Source organism: Eisenbergiella tayi (assembly GCF_001881565.1).
In the GTDB taxonomy this organism is placed as follows: Bacteria; Bacillota; Clostridia; order Lachnospirales; family Lachnospiraceae; genus Eisenbergiella; species Eisenbergiella tayi.
In genome coordinates this window covers 89,268-107,465 of sequence record NZ_MPDJ01000016.1, presented here as the reverse complement: position 1 = coordinate 107,465, position 18,198 = coordinate 89,268, and the positions used below count along the sequence as shown (strand labels likewise).

General features: G+C 39.0%; 12 protein-coding genes and 2 tRNA genes. All 14 read right to left on the bottom strand.

All coding sequences use genetic code 11. From position 1 onward, the window contains the following. Positions 1–92: 92 nt before the first annotated feature. Entirely contained in the window at positions 93–1,622 is a 1,530-nt protein-coding gene (locus tag BLA28_RS31990) for an alpha-N-arabinofuranosidase (RefSeq protein ID WP_069156744.1), read from the bottom strand. Beyond that, positions 1,607–2,722: a cellulase family glycosylhydrolase gene (locus BLA28_RS31985; protein ID WP_044967628.1), complete on the bottom strand. Its 1,116-nt coding sequence runs from the start codon at positions 2,720–2,722 to the stop codon at positions 1,607–1,609. Before BLA28_RS31985 ends, BLA28_RS31990 begins: the two co-directional genes overlap by 16 nt. Before the next feature lie 11 nt (positions 2,723–2,733). Further along, a complete protein-coding gene (locus tag BLA28_RS31980) occupies positions 2,734–3,624 on the bottom strand; it encodes a carbohydrate ABC transporter permease (protein ID WP_009253806.1) in 891 nt (296 codons plus the stop codon). 9 nt (positions 3,625–3,633) lie between these two features. Next, positions 3,634–4,551, bottom strand: a complete 918-nt coding sequence (locus BLA28_RS31975) for an ABC transporter permease (RefSeq protein ID WP_009253807.1) — start codon at positions 4,549–4,551, stop codon at positions 3,634–3,636. 120 nt (positions 4,552–4,671) lie between these two features. Further along, a complete protein-coding gene (locus BLA28_RS31970) occupies positions 4,672–6,342 on the bottom strand; it encodes an extracellular solute-binding protein (protein ID WP_069156745.1) in 1,671 nt (556 codons plus the stop codon). Positions 6,343–6,424: 82 nt separating this feature from the next. Continuing rightward, complete coding sequence (locus BLA28_RS31965; protein WP_069156746.1) at positions 6,425–7,873, bottom strand: response regulator; 1,449 nt, start codon at positions 7,871–7,873, stop codon at positions 6,425–6,427. Positions 7,874–7,884: 11 nt separating this feature from the next. Beyond that, positions 7,885–9,591, bottom strand: a complete 1,707-nt coding sequence (locus tag BLA28_RS31960) for a sensor histidine kinase (RefSeq protein WP_141702898.1) — start codon at positions 9,589–9,591, stop codon at positions 7,885–7,887. A gap of 1,149 nt (positions 9,592–10,740) precedes the next feature. After that, positions 10,741–10,814, bottom strand: a tRNA-Met gene (locus tag BLA28_RS31955). Positions 10,815–10,822: 8 nt separating this feature from the next. Next, positions 10,823–10,895: transfer RNA gene (locus BLA28_RS31950), tRNA-Val, on the bottom strand. A gap of 128 nt (positions 10,896–11,023) precedes the next feature. Next, a complete protein-coding gene (locus BLA28_RS31945; protein ID WP_069156748.1) occupies positions 11,024–13,078 on the bottom strand; it encodes a beta-galactosidase in 2,055 nt (684 codons plus the stop codon). 42 nt (positions 13,079–13,120) lie between these two features. Beyond that, on the bottom strand, positions 13,121–14,188 hold the full coding sequence (locus tag BLA28_RS31940; protein WP_044967638.1) for a LacI family DNA-binding transcriptional regulator: 1,068 nt from the start codon (positions 14,186–14,188) through the stop codon (positions 13,121–13,123). A gap of 206 nt (positions 14,189–14,394) precedes the next feature. Next, complete coding sequence (locus BLA28_RS31935) at positions 14,395–16,182, bottom strand: type 2 periplasmic-binding domain-containing protein (RefSeq protein ID WP_069156749.1); 1,788 nt, start codon at positions 16,180–16,182, stop codon at positions 14,395–14,397. A gap of 54 nt (positions 16,183–16,236) precedes the next feature. Beyond that, positions 16,237–17,130: a carbohydrate ABC transporter permease gene (locus BLA28_RS31930; RefSeq protein ID WP_069156750.1), complete on the bottom strand. Its 894-nt coding sequence runs from the start codon at positions 17,128–17,130 to the stop codon at positions 16,237–16,239. A gap of 48 nt (positions 17,131–17,178) precedes the next feature. After that, positions 17,179–18,096 (bottom strand): ABC transporter permease subunit, encoded by a 918-nt coding sequence (locus BLA28_RS31925; RefSeq protein WP_071699747.1) that lies wholly within the window; start codon positions 18,094–18,096, stop codon positions 17,179–17,181. Positions 18,097–18,198: the final 102 nt, after the last annotated feature.

Genomic DNA, 18,198 nt, shown 5'->3' with positions numbered 1-18,198 from the left:
ATCCATAAAAAGGGATGTCGGTTAATATTGATTTCCCGACTATCCCCTTTTAATGCATTCTTCTTCCCGATATCCATCCACATGAATAATTATTATTTAATTCTATAACGTATTACATTCCAAGATATCGGAGGAAGAACAAAGTTCCTCTGTTTTTTATCAACTTCCAGTAAATGAGGCACTACTCGGAAGGGGTTTTTAAAGGTATTGCCTGCGAATGCCTCTTTTTCATATAATTGTCGAAATTCAATACACTCTGCTTCTTTAAACTCCTGTATGGATAATTCAAAAGGTATATCCTTTTGCTTACTGAAGTTCACAGCAAATACAACAATTTCCTTTTTCTCATCATTATATATTACTGCGCTTTGTATTACGGGAAGTTCCCCATATTTTCCGGCATCCTCTCTTGGTCCTTCTGCCGATTGTTTCAATACAATTCCCTTCCCCAACAGTGCAACATCTCGGAATGGATAAAAAGTTGTCTGCCGAAAACATCCCCCATTAGGATCCACCATAATCATGGAACCAATTACAATCGATTCACATGCTACTTTTACTACATCGCATTTATTAATCATGGTTATCATAAAAGCACCATGAAGAACTGCATCCAATGCAGTTGACGATCTTTTATCATCACAAATTTCTGTCCATTGTGGATATCTTTCTTTTTCAAAATTCTTGCTGCTTAGTATTCCCCATTCGTCAAAACTGATATAAACAGATTTACTACATCTTTTTTTACCCTGTACAAAACGTGATGCCGCCATTATAGTATCAATATAATTACTGATATCTATTGGTAAATGAGCGATATTCTCCAAAGTATCTGTATTCATTGCGTACATTCCCGTATCGGGGTTATATGTATAATATCGATGTAAAGAAATATAGTCTATATCCTCATATGCTTCTTCAAGTACTATTCTGTCCCACTCAGGATAAGTTTTCAGATCAATCTCCGGACTGCAGCTTCCACAAAGAACAAGTTTAATAGATTTATCCATTTTTTTCATCATCCGGGCGGTTTCGACTGCTTTTCTCGCATATTCAACAGGTGTTTTATGCTCGATTTGATGAATGCCATCCATTTCATTACCAAGCCCCCATAACTTAACATTATGTGGATTTTGATATCCATTTTTCCTTCTTTCTACTGCCCATTTGGTATTACCGTCATAATTACAATACTCCAATTCCTCCAAAGCTTCCTCACTGGTTCCAGTACCCAAATTTAGTACCAGCATAGGTTCAATATTTAGCTGTCTGCATAACGTACAAAATTCATCAATACCAACCTGATTGCTTTCTTCCTGTTCCCACGCGAGGTCATATTTTCTTATCCTTTTATCTCTTGGTCCAATACCATCCTTCCAGTGATAACCTGAGACGAAGTTTCCACCCGGATATCTTATAAACGTAGTCCCCAAGTCTCTCAATAAATCCAACACATCTTTTCGAAAACCATTTGCATCTGCCTGAGGATGAGAAGGGTTATAAAGACATCCATATACGATCGTGTGTATATGCTCCAGGAAGGTGCCATATAGTCTCTCATCCACTTTACCTACAGTAAAAGCCGGATTAACAATTATTTTTTGCTTTATTCCTTTTTCCATATAATCTTATCCTCATTGCATTCTCTGATTACATCTAACTCTTCAGCATCATAAGGAGTAAAATCTGCATGATATAAATCATGCATCCAAAGCGAAGTATCAATTCCTGGATAATCTTTTATAAAATCCCAAACAATATTGAATTGAGTTTTCCCATTTACCAGCCCAAAGAAATAACTTCCTATTTTCTCTTTTTTCCATAAAGGAAGATGGGTTTGTATTAAACTTCTAAAAGGTCTGTGCATCCATTCCGTATTGATAAGTGGTCTGTTAAACTGCCTTAAAAAAGTAATAAGCTGTCTGGCATGTGTATAATCACCATAAAAATGAAAAGTAATTATATCAGATAATTCTATATTTTCCCGATCAACTTCTCCATAAATCTTTGGATGATGAAGCCATTCATAATAATTTTTTCCATCCGTCTGCGCCCCCCACATTTCTATTGTCAATGGCTGCTTTACATCCTCCTCCCTAAACCAGCCAATAACTTTACGCGCCATTGGCATCGACATTGCATCTCGTCCGGAATTTCCCAACTCATTCCATATATTCCAGATAATAATCCTGTCATCCTGACCATAAACCCTTGCCAATTCCCGAATATATTCTTCAACAACAGGCTCCATATCTGTTTCATCAGTAATATTATAACCAATGGAATCTCCACTCTGCGTATCCACATCAAAAGAATTCAAAGAAGAGCCACCGAAAAAACCTTCCTCTGGTTCTGGCTGGATCCCAAGAACCGGCTTTTTATAAAAAGCTTTTGCCACAGTACAATCATTAAATAAAACCGGCATTAATGTCATTCCATAAGAATCCAAAAGCGATATAAATTCTTCAAGATTTTTCATAAATGAATCATGTTGTTCTTTCCAAAGATAAAAAGGCAAAAAAACTCTGACACTATTCAATTTTAATGAAGCAGCAAGTGCAATCTCCTTTGCAGCTTCGTTAAAAGCATTCCTATGATCATATTCCTGAAGCAGCCATAAGATTCCTCCCGTAGAGGTACTCGGTACAAAGTTAAATCCTGATATCCACTCATGATTTTTATACCATTTCCATATTTCTTCTTCTGTCCATTTTCTTTTCATTCATTCCCCTCCTATTCTTTAACTGATCCTAAAGTAATTCCTGTTACAAAATATTTTTGAAGAAATGGATAAATTAATAAAATTGGTATTGTAGAAACAACAATTTTAGATGCATTGAATGTTCTTTGGGACATTCTGTCGGCAAGCTGTTCTGCAGAAAGTCCCGATTGAGTAATATCTGATATTCTAATAACCAATGACTGTATATAAGTCTGTAAAGGCATCTTCTCCGGAGTATTCATTAACAACATCCCATCAAAGAAGCTGTTCCAATGATTTACAATACTAAATAGCGACACTGTTGCTATAGCTGGCTTTGCCAACGGAATATATATCTGGACAAGCATTCCCAAAGGTCCTATACCATCTAACTGAGCAGATTCTTTAATTGCTTTTGGAATATTTCTAAAAAAGTTGATAACCAGAATTACATTAAATACGGGTACAGCTCCCGGCAGAACAAGTGCCCAAATACTATCCAGCATTCCAAGACTTCTTATCACAAAATACCATGGAACCACACCACCATTAAATAGCATGGTAAAAATTAATAGCCACATATACCTGTCTCTGGATGGAAATTGTCTTACCTCCAACGAAAGCGGATAAGCCATTAATACAGTCAGAACCATATTTATAATCACCCCTAAAAATACTCTTTTCACAGACATCCAGAAAGATAAAAAAAATCTGTTTTCCTGAAGTAAATATTTATATGAATCCAAAGTAAAATCAACTGGCCATAGAGATACTTTCCCAGCAATCGCTGCTTCCTTTCCACTAAAGGAAAGTGCCAATACATTTATTAGAGGCAATATACAGATAACAAAAATACAAACACATATTATTAATACTAAAGTGTCAACAATACGATTTTCCAATGAATTATAGTGTTTTTTCATATATATCTCCTAAAAAATCCGGTAATTGGCAAATTTGTCAGCCATTTTATAGGATGTAAATATTAAAATAAAACTGACCACAGATTTCATCAGCCCTACAGCTGTAGCCAGTGAAAATTGTGCATTTAGGAACCCCATCCGATATACATATGTATCAATTATATCCCCCGTTCTGTAAACAATAGGGCTATATAGATTATATATCTGATCAAATCCGGCGTTCAATATATTTGCAATATTAAGAGTTGCTACTAAAACAATTGTCTGACGGATTCCAGGTAATGTTATATGCCATATTTTCTTTAAACGACCTGCACCATCCATTTCTGCTGCTTCATACAATTCCGTATTAATACCAGCCAAAGCAGCAATAAAAATAACCGCATTATATCCAAATTCTTTCCATACTTCACTTAATATTACCACTGGCTGAAATGTTGCATTACTTCCTAAAAAAACGATAGGTTCTTTTATTATTCCCGTACCTGCTAAAATCTGATTAATAATTCCTCCAGAGTCCAGCATATCTCTAAATATAGTTGCCAGAATAACCCATGATAGAAAATGTGGAAGATAAGCAACTGTTTGCACTACTTTTTTTGCCTTTACCATTTGTAATTCATTAAGAAGAATAGCAAAAACAATTGAAGCGAGCAGCGTTAATACGATTTTCCCTACTGCAATAACAAGCGTATTTCTGAATATTAATATAGTGTCTGGTAGCTGAAACATATACTTGAAATTATCAAATCCTACCCATTCTGAACCGCGAATCCCCATTGTGGGAACAAAATCCTGAAAAGCAATAATTATTCCCATCATAGGTACTATTGAAAATATAAACAGACAAACAGTACCTGGAAGCAACATAAGATGATAGGGCAACGTATTAATTTTTCTTTTTTGCATTTTTTTATTTTTCCGCATAAAATCCTCCAGGTCCATCCAATTTTAGATAAAGCATCTGCCAAATCACAGTTTACTTATAGTGCACTGTGATTTGCAGATGCACATTGTTTACTTAACCCATTTCATAGTTAATACGCATTACTTGGATGATACCATTTCCTGTAATTCTGCGGTAATTTCATCACCTCCCAATGATTTCCACTGTTCTACAAATTTATCAAATTCATCTATTGGCTTTTCTCCGAGTATAATCTGAAGAAAAGTCTCATCTTCAAGTTTTTCCAGCGTTGCCCATTTCTTGTCCATAGTTTCAGCCTTTGCATATGTAGATGCATAAACACGGTTCATATGATCTTCAGCCTGCACAATGGCATCAGCTCCCCTGTACCAGCAATAACCGTTCGCCTGCGTTTGCTGAGCCGCCTGCTGAACACCATTCTCCTGAACATATTCCCAAGAATCATACATAGATTGTAGACCTTTCGTTAAATCATCGTAAGAGGCCTCACCATCAATTACTGAATTAACTCCAATCGCAATTTTTTCTTTATCATCATATGTCGTCATAAGTACGGCAAAAGGAAACATTGTCCAACTGGAGTACGAATCTTCTTTCGGCTTCGTAATTTCCAAATCTCCGGAATCTACTCGTCTCTGCATATTCAGTGTTTTTATAACAGCTTCCAAATTCTGATAATCTTTTCTCACTACCAAATATGTCGTACTTGGATTCATCATATGTACATTGTAAATACCATTATCATCCAGAGGCACCGCATAGATATTCCATTTCACACTATCATCCGTTTTCCACATATCAGATAAAGGCCATTGCAAATTCCACCATGAACCGAAGAAGATTCCTCCTTTTCCACTTGTAACCAACTCATTACATTGGTCGGAATCTTTTACCGCAAAATCTCTGTCAATTATCCCATCAGCTACTAATTTTGCAATATTTTCAAGGGCAGTCTTAGTTTCTGGTTTTATAGATCCATACATTACATTTCCATTATCATCTGTTACCCACATTTCCGGATATGAATTATACAACGCAAATAGTGCATCTAATCCATACATATTATTTCCAACACTAACAATAGACTTGGATGCTACTAAACCTAAAGAACCTTTTTTTTCCTGAAAAAGTTTCACAATATTACATATATCATCCAATGTCTTTGGATCCTCTATACCCAGTTCTTCCATCCAGTCACCTCTTACATAGAGAAGAGGAATTCCGTCTGCACCAGGATTAATATTAGGCATAGCCATAAGTTTTCCATCAAATGTTGCACTATCCAAGGCTATTCCATTTGTTGTAGCATATGCCTCTCTTAGTTGTTCGGAGGCATAAGTATTATAAGCATCCGTTAAATCTGCAACTAATCCTGCTTTTACCAGCTGTCTCATCTGAGGTTCAGTGACTGTCATAACATCGGGCAAATCTCCTGTTGATATTACTAATGCTGATTTCTGATTATATGCATCGGCTCCTACCGCTGTCCATGCATATTCATAGTCAATATTTAGCTGTTCTTCAAACCATCTTAGTACATAATTATCGCCAGATGTATCCCCATTTTCATAGGAGTCTGAAGAATTTTCACTTTTTCCAATATTTATTGTGACCTTCTCCTTTAATGGCTTAAACCCATCATCATCTTCATCACGTACATATGACTGTTGTGTTTTTGTTTCTCCATCTGACTTATTTTGATTCTGTTCTGAATTGTTTGAAGCTCCACAGCCAATCATCGACATAATCAATGTACCTGTAAGTAATACTGCTACAATCTTTTTCCTCATATTCACTCTCTCCTTGTGCAGTGTTTTTAACTACAAATTAATTGTACAATGATTATCTATAATAACATATGGAATTATGTTCCTAGTTTGGTAATATTTTTTCTAAAATACTTTTTCTGTATTTACTTGGTGATGTACCTGTATTTTTTTTAAAAGCTTTAATAAAATAAAAGTAATCATTATATCCAACTTTTTCCGCAATTTCTTCAATTGAAAGTTTATCATCTAAAAGTAATTCTTTCGCTTTCTGAATACGCTTTCCTATTAAGTATTCTGAAAAAGGCATCCCCAACTCCTTTTTTAAAATATTACTCAAGTATCCTCTGCTTACACCAAATTCTTCTGCCAGTTCTCCTAATGCAATAGTGTTATCAATACTTTCACTTTTTACTTTCATTACTATTGAATATAATAAACTATTTGTTACATACCCCTCCTCCTGAAAACTATTCTCCACCTCTTGCTTAACATACTCAAAGAATTTTTCAATTCCGCTAAATTGTATATCGATCTGATAATAGTTAAAATATTCAAAAGCTGCTCCTTCTGTATTCAGCTTAATTGCAAGTTGATTATATAGCAAAGCAAGCTGATCTATATAAACTCTTCCCTCTTTCATTTCTTTTTCTAATTCATGAAACAATATTCTCAATTGATTAATATTTTTATCTTCTAGCGCCTGATTCATATAACATAAATATTCTTTCAGTTTTTTTCTACCTATTTCTCTGTTTTTAGAAAAATCCATCTCCCCATGTCCATAACAAAAATCCTCAGTACATAAAGCAATATTGGATTCTTCCATTAATTCAATTAGATTATCTCCATTATAAGACTTACCGCTGAATCCAATTGCCCTGATACCAGGAAAAATATCCCTTATTAATTTTAGAACACCTTTTTGTTTAAGTTTTTCAGGATACTTTAGAAAAACTACGATTCTATTTTTTTCACGAGAAAGAGTAAAATAAAAAAAATGATTTTGCTCCATTAAACCATTTTTCTCTCCATCCCATTCTTCTTCAAGTAAAAGAGACATACATTGATAGACCAACTGCAGAGATTCATCTCCAGAATCCGATTTCCTATAAAAACAGTCTGCTTGAACATTAAATACTTTCTCTAAATACAATAATTTACTATCGTCATCCTGTTCTTTATACAATCTGTCTAATACTGCATCCAAAACACTCTTCAAACGGTTTTCGTCAATAGGCTTCAACAAATAATCCAACGCACCTAAATGAATTGCTTTTTGTACATAATCAAATTCCGCATATCCGCTTAAAAATATCACTTTGCTGTCAATTTCACATGCATTCATCTTTTCCATAAGTTCCAAACCATCCATACCTGGCATACGGATATCTGTTATTAATACATCTGGCTGAAGTTCGACTAACATTTCAAGTGCTTCTATTCCATTTTCAGCCATTCCTACTACTTGAAATGGAAGATTTATTTTTTCCAACAATTGCTTTATCCCCAATAAAACCCATCTCTCATCATCTGCAATTAGTATTTTATACATAAGCTCTCCTTTTACACCGTTTCTGCAAATCCTATTACTACCTTAGTTCCCTTTCCTCTTTCACTTGTAATAAATAATTCCATGTTATCATCATATGTCAGCTTTAGACGTTGATATATATTTACTAATCCTATACTTTGACTACCATTCTCTTTACCAATTTCATCATCTCTCATAGAATTGTATATTTCCTGTAAACGCTGTCCGTTCATACCGAATCCATTGTCCTCTACACTTAGATAAATCCACTCCCTTTTTGTTTTACCATTTACTTTGTATATTTTTATCCATACTTTTCCACCATTTATCATCGGTTCTAATCCATGAAATACTGCATTTTCCACTAATGGCTGAAGAATAAGTCTAACCATTTTCTTTTCCAGAAGTGTATTATCTATTTCCAGTTCGATTCTTATTTTTGAAAATCTGCATTCTATTATTTTTGAATATTCCTGAATATAATTTAGTTCGTCTTTGATACATACTATATTTTCACCCTTAACTGCATACCTTAAAACATTAGATAAAGCTACTGTCAGCTCTGAAACATTCTCACATCCCTGATACATAGCCATTGCCCTTATACATTCCAGAGTATTATATAAAAAATGAGGATTTATCTGATTTCTATATGCAAGTATTTCCATCTGTTTCTTAGCCAACTGTGTTTCATATATTTTCTTTTGAGAATCTTGAATTTCTCGGTTCATTGTATCTCTTTCATCCAACATCCTATTTAAATTTCTGGCCAATGTTCCTATTTCATTTCTACTTTTATAATCCATTCTTTCATCAGTATGTGTAGAATTCCTCTTTACAAATAAATCTATCTGATGAAGAGGATTAATAACAGCCTTATAACAGAAATAAACCAATAAAACTAAAATTCCAATAGAAAAAATATATAACATTTTCATTTCTTTATTTAGAAAATCAAGCCCCTGAAGAAGTTCTGTTATTGGAACATAACTAATAATAGTCCATCCATTTCTGTCTATTTTCATTTCAGAAACATAGTATCTGTCTTTTATTTTTTCTAAATTCTGGAGGAAATCCTGATCTTTTTTTGCTATAGAATTCTGAGCCAGTAAATTTAATTCTTTATCTATAACGTATAAATATGTATGATCAGTAATTCTAACTTCATTTAAAAAATCCGTTATATTTTCTACGGACAAGTAAAATACACAGATCCCTAACTTGGTAAAATACTGAACATTTTTCAAATCATATATAGGATAATAGATTGCATACTTTACATTATCTCCATCATCAGACAAAATTTGTTCGGAATATACAATAGTGTTAATATCTTCTGGTGACACTGTCGATGTATATTTTTTCCCTACTCCTAACAGTTTATTTCCTTCCATATTATATAACTCAATTCCTGATATATAATCATCCGTTATAAGAGTATTAATAAGCACATCCTTTAAATCATCCTGCATAAGGGGGCGTTTTTCTTCTTCCTTATAGTAAGCATATACAACAGGATTATAGGCAACACTTGACATTAAATTTTGCATTGAGATAAACATTTCATCCATTTTCCCAATTAATTGTGTTAAAACATTTTCATTTAACTGCAGCGTATTATTTCTGGTTATTTTTTTCGCATTATATTGATTCATAGTAAATACTGTTGTAACAATAAGCAAAAGCAGCAAAATGAAAGAAAGAAATTGTATAAATAAGTTTTCTCTGATTTTTTTCATAATATTTCCGGACAACTTCTTATCCGTTCCTCCCCTCTCCTGTTAAATCACAATAAATATTTATTTGATTATAATCTATATAAAATACCTTTTCAAACTAACACTATTAATTAATTTACATCTGCAATAATAAATAAAATTTGTCGTATTCGGTGAGCGCATTCATCGACATCAAAAGATTATAATCGCGATATAGAAGCCGTAATCGGATCTTACGGCATATATAATGTGACAAAATTAATTTACCTTTTAAAAAGTATGTAACTATGCAAAAGATATACATTATGAAGAATACAGAAAAGCTAAATTAGAATCATTATACCCAATCAGATACCGTTTTTCCGTATCCAGTTTGAATGCCTTCTAATTGGTTATTTCATACTATGACAAGGACAAGCACTATTGAAAACGGTTGCCAATTTACACTATACTTAAAATCAGTCATACATTCTCTCTTCATCCTCAGGTGATCTATTCAACATTATAATCATATTTGATGGATTTCGGGTTAATAGAATGACTAATAGAAAACCATGCAACTGTGATGACAAAATTTACAGCTTTTAAAAACAACTTATTCGTTGCCATGAACTTTGATAATAATGGAATGCCATATCGTGTCATCACTAAGAACCCAAAACAATCTAATGACATTCTTTCAGACAGAATTAAATAATCCGAAACAAATGGGTATTTGAGAAATATTGAAATCATTAATATTCCGGATATGAATATACTTAATATACTTGTCGATAAGGATGTCAATGTGTGAAGCATTGAACCAGGACAGGGGATTATATATCGCGACGCAGATGAAATACCTTATTTTGGTTATGACAAACTTTTCACTTCTTGATATGGAGAGCTATAAAGAGTATGGTGATGTTGTTGACAGATACGAAACAGTAAAAATATGTGTAAAATAATCTTGATTTGTATATATGGCGCCTTTGAAATATCAAATGCAGTTAAGGAACTCAGCAAAGAGTAGACTACAGCATTTTCCATAGTGTATTCTCACAAAAAACGAACTGTTTACTATTGAAATAATATTTATTGTGAACACAAAAAATTTGCTATCCAAAAGTATGCAAAATAAAAAACAGCGGAACTCCCCACAAAAGGGCTTTTCCACTGTTTCAATCATAATAGCGAGAGGGGGACTTGAACCCTCGACACCACGGGTATGAACCGTGTGCTCTAGCCAGCTGAGCTATCTCGCCAAATTATATGGGACCTATAGGGCTCGAACCTATGACCCTCTGCTTGTAAGGCAGATGCTCTCCCAGCTGAGCTAAGATCCCATAATCAAACAAGTTTTGAAGTGCTTTAATACCGCACCCGCAACCTGCTTGATTAGTATACAAAAAATGGGACAACTTGTCAACAACTTTTTTTAAATTTTTTCCGCTTCTTTTTTATCCTTCAGACACTACTTTTTCCTTGCGAAAACCTTTGTTCCAAAAGGCGGCAGTTCCAGTTCTCCCTGCACTTCTTTTCCTTCAAATAAATCCAGAAAGCTTTCCTTCAGGCAGATTTCCGCCGCTTCCTCCAAATAATTCAGCACAAAGAAATACTGGCTTCCGTCCTGTGCCTCCCTGACCATCAGCTCGCATCCTTCCGGAAGGGCAATTATATCCTGATAGGGCTGTGCCGCTCCCAGCTTTTCCAGAAATACCTGGGCGGTGTGTTCATTAAAAGCGCCTCCGAAATAATAAACCCTTCCCTTCCCTTTTTCATTGCTGATAAGGGCCGGTGTCCCCGCATAGTAGCTGGAAACATATCTGGCCTCCACTTTGGCCTGTTCCGTAAGGGGTTCCAGCAAATCATTGAAAATACTGGCTTCTATCTGCACGCCGTCCCAATCCGCGTAAACGGTTCCTTCTGCCGGCGAAACAAATGTATATTCCGGTATATCGGTTCCCGCAAGAGGCTGCAGCAGGCCGGGGAGCTTACTCATCACACACTTTCCGTTTTCCTGCTTATAGCCGGTGCGGCAGCCCAGCACAAGGCAGCCGCCCTGCTCCACATAAGCGGTAAGCTTATCCGCCGTTTCCTGAGTCACAATTGTTGCATGAGGATAGAACAGGATTTTATACGGGAACAAATCCTCCGCCCGCATATGATCCAGATAGCAGAAATCAAAGGGTGTATGGGTTTTCTGACAGGCGGCGAACAATCCTTTGCTGCTTTCCCTGTCCACCCTCTGGTGCCATCTGTCCAGACCGGCATCCCAGATGTTATCATAGTCCTTCACAATCCCAACCTCTGCCCGGTAATGTGTGCCGGTTACAGGGGCGAGCGCGCCGACCTTTTTATGAATCTCCTTTACTTCCGCAAGACGTCTGTTATCCCTGCCTGAATAATCCAGGATACCGTGCCAGTAAATCTCCGTTCCCACGGTACAGGTACGCCAGCGGAAATAGCTCACATAGTCGGCTCCATGGCCGATGCTCTGCATGGTCCACAGGGTCATCTGTCCGGGCTTGGGCGTAGGGGCTTCCATGCGGGTATTCCATCCGTTGGCTCCGGACTGCTGCTCCATGATTCCAAAAACAGGGGATATCGCCCTGGCCTCCGCCAGATTCCTGCTCCATTTTCTGTCCCTCATTTTCCCTTCTCCCGGTTCATAGTCGTCCAGGCAGTATGCGAAATTAGGATATGAGTCATAGGTAATGAAATCCAAACTTTCCTCTGTCATACGATGGTTATCCAGATTTCCGAAGAGTCCGTTTGTGGTGATAAAATCGCCTGGCTTTACGTATTTTTTCAGGATATCGCTCTGCATCCCGGCAAACCGGCAGGCGCTGTCGGACACGAAGCGGACATAATCCAGCACTTCATGGGGATTGGTTGAATTACTGGGTGTAGGGCGGGGAACATAGATTTCCTCCCAGTCCGTATAGGTCTGGTTCCAGAAAACAGTGCCCCACGCTTCATTCAGCGCATCCAGAGTGTCATACTTTTTCTTCAGGAACACGCGGAAGGCGGCGGAATCGCTCTCCGAATAAAACTCGCTCGTTTCACAGTTCAGTTCATTGTCGATCTGCCAGCCTATAATGCTGGGATGGGATGCATAATGGGATGCGGATTTCTCCACAATCCTTTTTACAAGCTCCTGGTATTTAGGGGAATTGTAGTTATAGTGGCGTCTGCAGCCATGGCGGTAGAGGACGCCGTTTATGTTTGCATTGAGCACCTCCGGATATTTGTTGGTTAGCCAGGCCGGCGGGGTCGCGCTGGGTGTACAGAAAATGACCTTCATTCCGGCCTTTTCCGCCTTTTCAAGGAACCGGTCGAAAAATTCATAGGTGAATTCCCCCTCCCTGGGTTCGATCTTGCTCCAGGCGAACTCGGCAATACGGATTACCTCGATTCCGCTTGCCAGCATACGCTGCAGATCCTCTTCCCACATTTCCTCCGGCCAGTGCTCAGGATAATAGCAGGTTCCCAATGTTATTTTGTCCAGTTTCATACTTCGTTCCATTTTTCCAATCCTCCTCTGATTCGAAATCCTTTGTTTCTGCTTTTATTCCAGTTTTCTTACGGAATCTCCCTTTATCAGCTTTATAGGGGAGCCTGATACATATTTCACCTTTTTCCCTTCCAGCATGTCCAGCAGGGTATCCACACATCTGGCTCCCTGCTTCTCCGGAAACAGGCCTACGGAAGTAAGGCAGGGATCCCTGTATTTTCTCGCCGAACTGCCGTCAATGCCGATCAGGGAAATATCCCGGGGCACCTGTATCCCCAGCGCATGAAATCTTTTGCACATCCCCAGGGCGAATTCATCATTAAAGGCCACAACTGCCGTGGCATCGATTTTCCTCTCCGCAAACAGCTGGGCCGCCAGCTCTCCTTTTCCGAAAAAATCTTCTTCGGGCAGATACATACCGCTTTCCCGATCCTCGTCTTCCTGAAAAGCAAGAATACGGGGATCCTCCGGAAGTTCTTCCCGGTGTATGCCGATATAGTAATCTTTGATCCGGTTCCCATATACTTCTTCCATCAGAGAACAGAAGGCCAGGCGCCTTACGTCCATAGTCCGGAAAGGATAAGGCATAGCCAGGGCCAGACGTTTGTGCCCGTTCGCTCTGAGCTCCCTGACGGCAAGCTCCATCACTTTTTCCATATCGATTTCTACACGGGGGACCGCACGGGAAAAACGGGCGGGGTTCCCATAGGAAGCAGCTATGACAGGGAGCCTGTAATTCCTGCCCACCGTATCCAGGTAGTGCTGGGTGACTACCTCATTCGGCATGATGATGCCGTCTATCATGGCATCGCGGATTTTCTCAAAGTCCATGCTGCCGTTGAAGACCATCATATAATCCCGCTTCCTTGCGGCTTCCACCATTCCCTGATACATATCGATATAAAAGGAATTCCGCAGATCCTTACAGAAAAAAAGGAGCTGCTTTGTTCGGCGCTTCTGCAGCGCCTCCGCGACAGGATGGGGGTAATAGCCAAGCTTATCCGCCACTTCCAGTATTCTTTTTTTCTTTTCCGCTTCCACGTATCCGCTGTTGTTCATGGCCCTGGATACTACAGATACCGATACGCCTGCTTTTTCGGCTACTTCTTTTCTGGTGACCATTTTTCCTCCCTCCTTGCGGCATTTCCCGGAAACCATATGGAATTCCCTTTTGCGTTTCCTTTAAAAATATCTTAACTTTTCCCTGGTATACTTTCAATAGCGGAATATATGGACGCGCGTCCACATATTGTCAAAGATGGGGAGACAGCCCATTTATCCGTTTGGACTGTCTCCCGGAATTTATTTGTTTCCTGCTGTTTTGTTTATTACTTTCCTGTCAAAGCATCATAGTTCGTCTTTGCCGTTTCCCAGGCATCTTTATAATACGCGGTCACTTCATCATACCCCATATTTTTCAGTTCCGCCTGGATTTCCGCAAATTTCTGGTCGTACTCTTCTCTTGTTTGTGAGAATACCATGGCAGGAACCGCCTGCTGCAGATAATCGCTGATCTTTGTTACGCTTCTCTGGATATTCGTAGGATTTTCGGCAGGCATCAAATTGATATAGCCTTCATGGATGGTGGACTGGTTTTCTCTTTTGGTGCCCACTTCCAGAGGTACATCCACTCCGTAGAAATCACAATAATCTTTGTCTGCTTCCGTCATGTTTTCTTCCACAAATTCCTTGTTTAAGCGTATATCAATATAGTCGCCCTTATTCGCTTCACTCACCGCAAGGGCGTCATAATCCTGGCCTACCAGGCCCAGATACCGGTTTGCTCCCTGCTCCAGCAGGTAATCCGGATTTTCCTTCATTTTCTGTTTGCAGTCTTCTGTAAATACGGCAACGCCGTTTTCGTCATAATCCCATGTAATGCCTTTCGGACCGTTCATTATGGATCTTGCGCCGTCTTCAGAAAATACAAAGTCAAACAGGCGCATAATGCCCTTCAGTTTTGTTTCATCGCATTTGGAAGAAACAACAAACGTTCTTGCTGCCATACCGAATTCGGAGGCTCTGGAAATCCAGGCAGGGAATTCTGCCGTATCCGCCCAGGGAATGTCCACATATTTGTCAGTACCTCCGTTTTTGTTCAGTTCTGCATTGCCGGCGTCAAAATCCCATTCCATAGAGCTGAAGAAAACCTGCCCTTCACTTATTTTCTGGCTGTAATCTTCGTTTTTCTGTGTATAGGTTTCCGGATCCAGAATTCCCATCTGATTCGCCTTAAAATACATATCTGCTGTAATCCAGTACATATGGTTTTCATTATACAGATCGATATATTCCAAATCAGGTATGCTGAAAGAGCTTAAATCATTCAGTCCGTATTGTGCACAATATTTCCAAATAATGGGATCCGAAAGAGTATTATTCAGGCCCCAGTCATTAAACCTGGAAATCCCATAAGTTTTTTTGCCTGATTCTGTTTGGGGATGTTTTTCCTGAATCGTTTTCAGCAGATTAAGGAAATCATCAATAGAATTAATTTCCGGGCTGCCGGCTTCTTTATACCATTCCCAGCGGATAAAATTACCATATCTGGAGGTGGCTAACGGAGAAGGCTGACTCTTGCCTCTGGCGCATATAGCATACATTTTGTTTTCTCCATTGCTTAAGTAGCCTTTGCTGTAATTTACCATTTCAGAAAAGCCTTCTGCCATGCTGGGAGCATACTGAAGATAATCATCCAGGCTCTGCACCGCGCCGGCCTGAATCAGCGGAGTGATATACTGAAGTCCCATACGGTTTACATCATACAAATCACCGCTCGCCGCCATAGCCTGCTGCTTCTCATTGCTGAAAAGCACAACATTCAATGTAACCCCTGTCTGTTCCTTAATATACTGGGCCACAGGATCCTCCTGGATTCCTGCCGTCATCGGATTCTCTCCGGCGGAATCCATGAAAATATCAATCGTAACCTCTTCTTTTTCATCGGTTCCGGCCTGATCTCCTTCCGACTGTACCGCTCCTGTCTCCGCAGGCGTTCCCCCGCTGTTGGCGCTGCTGCTTCCGCTGTCTCCACAGGCCGTCAGACCGAAGGCAAGAACCGCCGCCATAACTGCCGCTGCCATACGTTTACCGCTTTTTCCTAATCTCTTTTTCATGAGACCCTCCTTTTTTTCTGTTACAGGTGTTCCTCCGGGAAACCTGAATTTTCATTACCCCTTCACAGCTCCGATCATAATTCCGTTGATAAAATATTTCTGCATAAAAGGATACACTATCAGGATGGGAACTGTAACCACCATGGTAATTGTCATCCTCAGAGTAAATGGACTGATTGCCGCTCCTGAAACCGCACTCGCACCTCCTGTTCTGGCCATACTCGCAACATTCGTGGCCTGGTTCAGATACTCAAGCAATGTCATCTGCAGGGTTTTCAGATTCATATTATTTACCAGCAGCAGATTATCCGTCCATGAATTCCATTGGCCTACGGCGGTGAATACAATGATTGCAGCCAGCACCGGCTTGCAGATAGGCATGACAATTCTCCAGTATATAGTAAAATAACCCGCGCCGTCTATCATTGCCGATTCTTCAATTCCCCCTGTGATGGACTCCATATAGGTCTTTATCAGTATCATGCTGTAAGCGGATACCGCAGTAGGCAGTATGTATACAAGGAAGCTGTCCTTTAAGCCTATTGTCCTCATTGTCAGATACCAGGGAATCAATCCGGCATTGATATACATGGAGACAATCGCTATGGAGTAAAATATTTTTCTGCAGGGAAGCTCGTTTTTCGTCAGGGTATAGGCCAATATACTCGTAAAAAACAGAGTCACCGCCGTTCCTGCAAAGGTTCTGGCTATGGACACCAGAAAAGCATTCATGATACCGTTTAATTTGAAAACCTGCACATAATTGGCCAGGGTAGGCTCCAGCGGATACCAGGTTATCATACTTCTTTTCACCGCATCCGGACTGCTTATGGACGCAATAAATATGTAATAAAAAGGATAAATACAGCTGATAAGCATCAGTGTAAACAAAAGGACCATTACAGCCTGAAATACCAATTCTTTTCCGGGAAGCTTCTTTTTATTCATCCGAACACCTCTTTCATCCGTTGAAACGGACCCTCATTTCTTCTTTATCTATAATATTGACTGTCCCAGCGTCTTTTTAGAAAGCTTGTTCACACCGAATACAAGAACCACGCTGATAAAGGTCTTTATCATGCTCACCGCCGTAGATGCAGGAATATCATTATTCAGCATTCCTATCCGGTACACATAATAATCAAGCACTTCAATATTTTTCTGTATCATGGGATTGACAAATACATAGTACTGCTCAAACCCATTATTCAGTATCGCCCCTACCGAAATGATCAGAAGCGTGATAAAGGTAGGCAGAATACCCGGAATTGTGATATGCAGAATCTTCTGCCAACGTCCCGCTCCATCCACCGCCGCGGCGTCATACAGCTGGGAATCGATTCCCGTAACCGCCGCGAAGAAAATAATGGAATTATAACCCACGGTTTTCCAGATATTTGTCAGTACCATAAAAAGCTTTGCCGTTCCCGGATTCGTCAGCAGTGTCACCGTGGAATCCCGGTTCCCCGACAGTCCGCGGACAAGCGTGGTAAGCAGGCCGTCGTTGGAAAACAGAGAAAACATAATGGAATAAATAATAATCCAGCTGATGAAATTAGGTATGGTAATCGCCGTCTGCACGGTTTTCTTGAATTTCTTTCCCCGGACCTCCGAAAGCAGAATGGCAATCATCCCTGCCAGCGGCAGCCCCAGCAGTCCCAGGATACTGATTATCAGCGTGTTTAAAATCACTGTTATTATGTAAGGATCCCCGAACGCATAAATAAAATTGTCCAGCCCCACAAATTCACATTTGGAAAGCTTGTAGCCGATTCTGTAATCAAAAAAAGAATATATCCATCCTGATATGGGAAAATAGGAAAATACAAGAATAAACAAAACCGATGGAATTGTCATACACAATAATGTTATTTTCCCCTTTGTCAAATGAGTTTTCCTCACCTTTGTACCCATTCCCTGTCCTCCTCCTTATTTCACTGCATTTCGGAATTCCTTATGGCCGTTTCGTTTCTAAGGTCATTATTGCATGCATTTTGTATATGTTCTATTTCAAAA

What these genes read in the sequence shown, in the direction of transcription:
- BLA28_RS31990 (WP_069156744.1), bottom strand. Translation starts at nt 1,622, where the DNA reads ATGGAAAAAGGAATAAAGCAAAAAATAATTGTTAATCCGGCTTTTACT.
- BLA28_RS31985 (WP_044967628.1), bottom strand. Translation starts at nt 2,722, where the DNA reads ATGAAAAGAAAATGGACAGAAGAAGAAATATGGAAATGGTATAAAAAT.
- BLA28_RS31980 (WP_009253806.1), bottom strand. Translation starts at nt 3,624, where the DNA reads ATGAAAAAACACTATAATTCATTGGAAAATCGTATTGTTGACACTTTA.
- BLA28_RS31975 (WP_009253807.1), bottom strand. Translation starts at nt 4,551, where the DNA reads ATGCGGAAAAATAAAAAAATGCAAAAAAGAAAAATTAATACGTTGCCC.
- BLA28_RS31970 (WP_069156745.1), bottom strand. Translation starts at nt 6,342, where the DNA reads ATGAGGAAAAAGATTGTAGCAGTATTACTTACAGGTACATTGATTATG.
- BLA28_RS31965 (WP_069156746.1), bottom strand. Translation starts at nt 7,873, where the DNA reads ATGTATAAAATACTAATTGCAGATGATGAGAGATGGGTTTTATTGGGG.
- BLA28_RS31960 (WP_141702898.1), bottom strand. Translation starts at nt 9,591, where the DNA reads ATGAAAAAAATCAGAGAAAACTTATTTATACAATTTCTTTCTTTCATT.
- BLA28_RS31945 (WP_069156748.1), bottom strand. Translation starts at nt 13,078, where the DNA reads ATGGAACGAAGTATGAAACTGGACAAAATAACATTGGGAACCTGCTAT.
- BLA28_RS31940 (WP_044967638.1), bottom strand. Translation starts at nt 14,188, where the DNA reads ATGGTCACCAGAAAAGAAGTAGCCGAAAAAGCAGGCGTATCGGTATCT.
- BLA28_RS31935 (WP_069156749.1), bottom strand. Translation starts at nt 16,182, where the DNA reads ATGAAAAAGAGATTAGGAAAAAGCGGTAAACGTATGGCAGCGGCAGTT.
- BLA28_RS31930 (WP_069156750.1), bottom strand. Translation starts at nt 17,130, where the DNA reads ATGAATAAAAAGAAGCTTCCCGGAAAAGAATTGGTATTTCAGGCTGTA.
- BLA28_RS31925 (WP_071699747.1), bottom strand. Translation starts at nt 18,096, where the DNA reads ATGGGTACAAAGGTGAGGAAAACTCATTTGACAAAGGGGAAAATAACA.